The organism is Kitasatospora sp. NPDC057518 (genome assembly GCF_042802075.1).
In the GTDB taxonomy this organism is placed as follows: domain Bacteria; phylum Actinomycetota; class Actinomycetes; order Streptomycetales; family Streptomycetaceae; genus Kitasatospora.
This window is the reverse complement of record NZ_JBHVEU010000576.1, coordinates 1-4,803: the sequence shown is the minus strand read 5'-3', so window position 1 is coordinate 4,803 and position 4,803 is coordinate 1. Positions and strand designations below refer to the sequence as shown.

4 protein-coding genes are annotated in these 4,803 nt (G+C 74.2%); 3 read left to right on the top strand and 1 reads right to left on the bottom strand.

All coding sequences use genetic code 11. From position 1 onward, the window contains the following. Window positions 1-25 precede the first annotated feature (25 nt). On the bottom strand, window positions 26-943 hold the full coding sequence (locus ACFU7Z_RS36345) for a LysR family transcriptional regulator (protein WP_380782309.1): 918 nt from the start codon (window positions 941-943) through the stop codon (window positions 26-28). 191 nt (window positions 944-1,134) lie between these two features. On the opposite strand from ACFU7Z_RS36345, the gene ACFU7Z_RS36340 reads away from it, so the two are divergent. The 3 genes from ACFU7Z_RS36340 to ACFU7Z_RS36330 all read left to right on the top strand — a co-directional run bounded on the left by ACFU7Z_RS36340 (window position 1,135) and on the right by ACFU7Z_RS36330 (window position 4,780). Further along, window positions 1,135-1,866 carry a class II aldolase/adducin family protein gene (locus ACFU7Z_RS36340; protein ID WP_259316361.1) on the top strand — a complete coding sequence of 244 codons (732 nt, stop codon included), beginning with the start codon at window positions 1,135-1,137 and terminating at the stop codon, window positions 1,864-1,866. A gap of 43 nt (window positions 1,867-1,909) precedes the next feature. After that, window positions 1,910-3,163 (top strand): MFS transporter, encoded by a 1,254-nt coding sequence (locus ACFU7Z_RS36335; protein ID WP_380782307.1) that lies wholly within the window; start codon window positions 1,910-1,912, stop codon window positions 3,161-3,163. Between the two features lie 285 nt (window positions 3,164-3,448). Further along, entirely contained in the window at window positions 3,449-4,780 is a 1,332-nt protein-coding gene (locus ACFU7Z_RS36330; RefSeq protein ID WP_375872959.1) for a M64 family metallopeptidase, read from the top strand. Window positions 4,781-4,803 lie beyond the last annotated feature (23 nt).

Here is a 4,803-nt window from a genome sequence, read left to right as displayed (position 1 = left end):
GTGCGGACGGGCGGGGCGGCGCGCGTCACGGGGCAGTCCGCCGGCCGGCCGCTTCGCGGACGCGGGCACGCAGCCAGCGGTGGGCCGGGTCGTCGTCGTGGCGAGGGTGCCACAGCATGCTGACGCGCAGCGGCTTCGCGTCCAACGGCACCGGGAAGGTGACCAGTTCGAGCGGGTCGGCCAGACGGCCGGCCAGGGCGGTCGGCACGATCCCGACCAGGTCACCGGCGGCTACCAGGCGCAGCGCCGTGGCGAAGCCGGGCACGGAGGCCGCGACGGTACGCCGCACTCCCTCGGCCTCCAGCAGCCTGTCGACCGCGGTGCGCAGGCGGCCGTGACGGGAGACCACGACGTGGTCCCACGCCGTGAAGCGGGCCACCGTGACCTCGCCGCTGCTCAGCGGGTGACCGGCGCGGACCACGCCGAGCAGCGGCTCGCGGACCAGCCCTTCCGAGCGGAGGTCGGCCTCCTTGGAGGCGTTGACCGCGATCGCGACATCCGCGGTGCCCTCGCGCACCGCCGCGCCTTCGTCGGCCGCCCGCCCTTCGCCGAGGAAGCGCAGTTGGACGCCGGGGGCTTCGGCACGCACGAGGGCCAGCAGGTCCGTACCGAAGCACCCGGTCAGGTCCTCGGGCGCCAGAACGGTGAAGCTGCGGCACCAGGCGGCCGGCGCGTCCTCCTCCGCGGGCCCCAGCAGCTTCCGGGCGTCCTCGACCAGGGCTCGTACCCGCGGACGCAGCGCCAGCGCGTGCGCGGTCGGCTTCAGTCCGCGGCTGGAGCGCACCAGCAGGGGATCGCCGAAGGCGGTCCGCAGCCGGCCCAGGGCCCTGCTGACGGCCGGTGCCGACAGGTCCAACCGGCGGGCCGCCGCGGTGACGCTGCCCTCCTCCAGCACGGCGTCGAGGATGACGAGGAGGTTGAGGTCGAGGGACGTGACTTTCACGAAGTGAAAATAGCACTTGCATTCTTTTCACTGGTCGCAATCCGCGACCGCTCCTAGGGTCGTGAGCACCGCCGCAGGATGCGGCCCCGGATGCTCCGGACGCACGGTCCGAAGCCCCCCGCGTACGAGGGAAGACGGCGGCCGCAGCAGCCCGAGAACGGGCCCGGACACGACATCAAGGAGCACCACCCATGACGGACGACACGATGGACGACCCAATCGACCCAATCGACCCGGTCGAGCTGGTCGCGCTCGGCAGCCGGGCGCTGGCCGCCGCCGGGCACGGTGACATGGTGTGGGGACACCTGGCGGTCCGCGACCCGGACGGGCGCGGCGTGTGGATGAAGTCGGCCGGCTGGGGCCTGGAGGAGATCACTCCCGAACGCGTCCTGCTCGTCTCGTGGACCGGCGAGCGGTTGGCGGGAACCGGACGCGTCCACCTCGAACACCACCTCCACACCGAACTCATGCGGGCCCGTCCCGACGTACGCGCCAGCGTCCACACCCACTCCCCGACGGTCAACGCCTTCAGCGCGCTCGGTGAACCGCTCCGTGCGCTCAGCCACGACGCCGTCGTCTTCGCCGAACACGGCCTGCCCCGGTACACCGCCACCGACAACCTCGTCCGCACCCCCGGGCTGGGCCGCGCGCTCGCGGCCGACCTCGGCGGCGCCCGCGCCTGCCTGATGCCCGGACACGGCCTGGCGGCGGTCGGTCGGGACACCGCCCACGCGGTCATGTACGCGATCCTGCTCGAACGGGCCTGCCGGACCCAGCTCACCGCCCGCGCCGCGGGCGAGCTCCGACACTGGACCGGCCACCAGGAATGCCTGGAGAAGGACGCGGTGGCCTGGCCCGACAGCCAGATCGACGCCGGCTGGCGGTACTGGCTACGCCGAGCCGCACTCCTCCAGGCCCACTGACCCTTCCCGTTCCCGGAACGCCCACGCGGAAGGAACCCCGCACGTGGACCCCCACGCCTCCCCGATACCCGCCCCGCCGACCGCGCCCGCCGCCGGGACCGCCGCCACTCCCGGGGCGGGCGCCCCAGGCGGCAGACGGCGGATCGGCACCTGGGCGGTCGCCCTCGCCTTCTGGGCCGTCACGGCCGGGACGACGGTGCCCACCCCGCTCTACCCGCTGTACGAGCGCGCCTTCGGTTTCTCACCGCTGGCCGTGACCGTGGCCTTCGCGGTCTACGCGCTGGCCGTGGTCGCGGGACTGCTGGCGCTCGGCGGACTCTCCGACCGGTACGGCCGCCGTCCGGTCGCCGCCGCGGCGCTCCTCACCGCCCTGGCGGCCGCCGTCGTGTTCCTCCTCGCCGAGAACCTGGCCGCCCTCCTGGTCGGACGGGTGCTGTCCGGGCTGGCCGCCGCGCTCATCACCGGGACCGCCACCGCCCACCTGGCCGAACTGGCGCCCGCCGACGGCCGGTTCCGTGCCGGGCGGCTGGCGCTCGCCGCGAACATGGGCGGCCTGGCCTGCGGCCCGCTGCTCGCGGCCGTGCTCGCCGACACCACCGACCGGCCGCTGCGAGCCGTCTGGGTCGCCGCCGCGGCCCTGCTGACGGCAGCCCTGGCCGCACTCGCCGTGGCCCCGGAGACCGTGACGCCGAGGGAGCGGGGAACCGGTTCGGTCGCCCGCGCGCCCCGTGTGCCGACCGCCATCCGCAGGGAGTTCCGGCACGCCGCGCTCGCCGCGGGCGCGGGATTCGCCGTCCTCGGCGTGCTCACCGCGGTGACCGGGCTGTTCCTGGCCGAAGTCGCGCACCTCCACGACCTCCTGGCCACCGCGGCAACCGTCTCCCTCGCTTTCGCCTGTACCGGCACGGGCCAGCTCCTGGCCGCACGACTGGGGCGCGCCGCCCTGCCCGCGGCGTGCGCCGGGCTGATCGTCGCGGCCGGGCTGATCGCCGCCGCCGTGGCGGCCTCCTCCCTCCTGCCGCTGCTCGGCGCGGCGCTGACGGTCGGCCTGGCGACCGGCGTCGCGGTCGGCCACGGGATCGCGCTCATCGGCGCGCGCACCCCGCCCGGGACCCGCGGCCGTACCGTCTCGGCCTTCTTCGCCGCCCTGTACACCATGCTGGCCCTGCCGGCCGTAGGCGTCGGCGCGCTGATCGGCGCCGTCGGACTGCGCACCGCCACCACCGTCTTCGCCGCCGCGGTCGCCGCCCTGGCCGCCGCCGTCCTCCTGACCCAGCGGGCACCCGCCCGCCGGTGACTCCCCGGAGACCGGGCCGGCCGGCCACCGGAACACGCCGGCAGGCGATGAGACGGTCCCGCAGCCGCCAGGAGCTCGCTCACCGGCGAGACGGCGACAGCCCGCGTGAACCGTTCGTGGGCAGCCGGCCGTATCCACCGATGAGGTGGGCCACCGAATGGTGTCCCCTCGTCAGTTCCGGCTCCTTTCAGCCGTGTTGGCTGAGTGCGGCGACAGCACGGCACGGGGCCGCGCTCCCCCGCGCTCCACCACTTTTCGCCGCCCACAGATTTCGGAGAAACCCTCTTGCGCACCAGCAGGTTCACCTCGGTCACCCTGGCCGGCGCCATGACACTGGCGGCTCTCGCCGTCGGCGTCGGCCCGGCGGTCGCCGCTCCGTCCGACCCGGTCGACCCGGCCTCCGTCACCGTCTCCCCGGGGGACCAGGACGTGGAGGTCTTCGCCGAGGACGGTGCCATCAGCCGGACCAAGGTCCCTGCCGCCTCCCCGTTCGTCGGCGCGCCGGTCATGAACGCGGCCGGCGCCGCGGCGGACGGCACCGTGACGAAGATCGTCAACAACGGGAGCACGGACAGCAAGCTGGACGTGGTCATGATCGGCGACGGCTACACGGCCTCGGAGCAGGACAAGTTCCGCAAGGACGCCGCGGCGAAGTGGAAGGACATCAGCGCCGTCGAGCCCTACGCCACCTACCGCAAGCTGTTCAACGTGTGGGCCGTGGGCGCCGTCTCCGCCCAGTCGGGCGTCTCCGGCGACCCGAAGCAGGACACCGTCCGCAAGACCGCCCTCGGCTCGCGCTTCTGGTGCAACTCCATCGAGCGGCTGCTGTGCGTGGACATCAAGGCCGTCGACACCTACGCCGCCAAGGCCCCGCAGGCCGACCTCGTGATCGTCGTCGCCAACACCGCCAAGTACGGCGGGGCCGGCTACGGCAGCACCCAGTCGCCGCTCGGGTACGAGGGCATCGCCACCGTCGCGGGCGGCAACAGCGCGTCCGGCCAGATAGCCGTGCACGAGACCGGCCACTCGCTGGGCAAGCTCGCGGACGAGTACTGGGCCGACGGGGCGGGGCCCTACCAGGGCGCGGAGCCCCCGCAGCCCAACATCACCACCCTGAGCGCCGACCGGATGCGCCAGGACAAGGCCAAGTGGTACCGCTGGCTCGGGAAGACCTCGCCCGACGGCGGCACCGTCGGCGCGTACCAGGGCGGCAGCAACTACCCGACCGGCCTCAACCGGCCGACCGACAACTCCGTGATGCGCTCCCTCGGGCGGGAGTTCAACCTCCCCGGCCGCGAGGCGATGATCGCCGGCTTCTACCGGCACGCCTCCACCCTCTCCAGCAGCACGCCGGTCACCACCCGCCTGACCGCGACCGACCACCTCACCGTCGACCTCCCGGTCTCCGGCACCAAGCTGCGCTGGTACCTCGACGGCAAGGAGGTGACGGCCCTGCGCGACCACAAGTCGATCGCCGTCTCCGACCTCGGCCCCACCGGCTCCAAGCCCGCGGCCCACGAGCTCAAGGCCGTGGCGAACGACCCCACCTCGGCCGTCATCGACCCGGCCCTGACCCCGGCGCTGACCCGCAGCCTGGTCTGGAGCGTCACCCGCTGACCACGGGCGTGGACCCTCACGGC

Excerpts from the sequence above, each read along its gene's own strand:
- ACFU7Z_RS36340 (WP_259316361.1), top strand. The coding sequence starts at position 1,135 with ATGACGGACGACACGATGGACGACCCAATCGACCCAATCGACCCGGTC.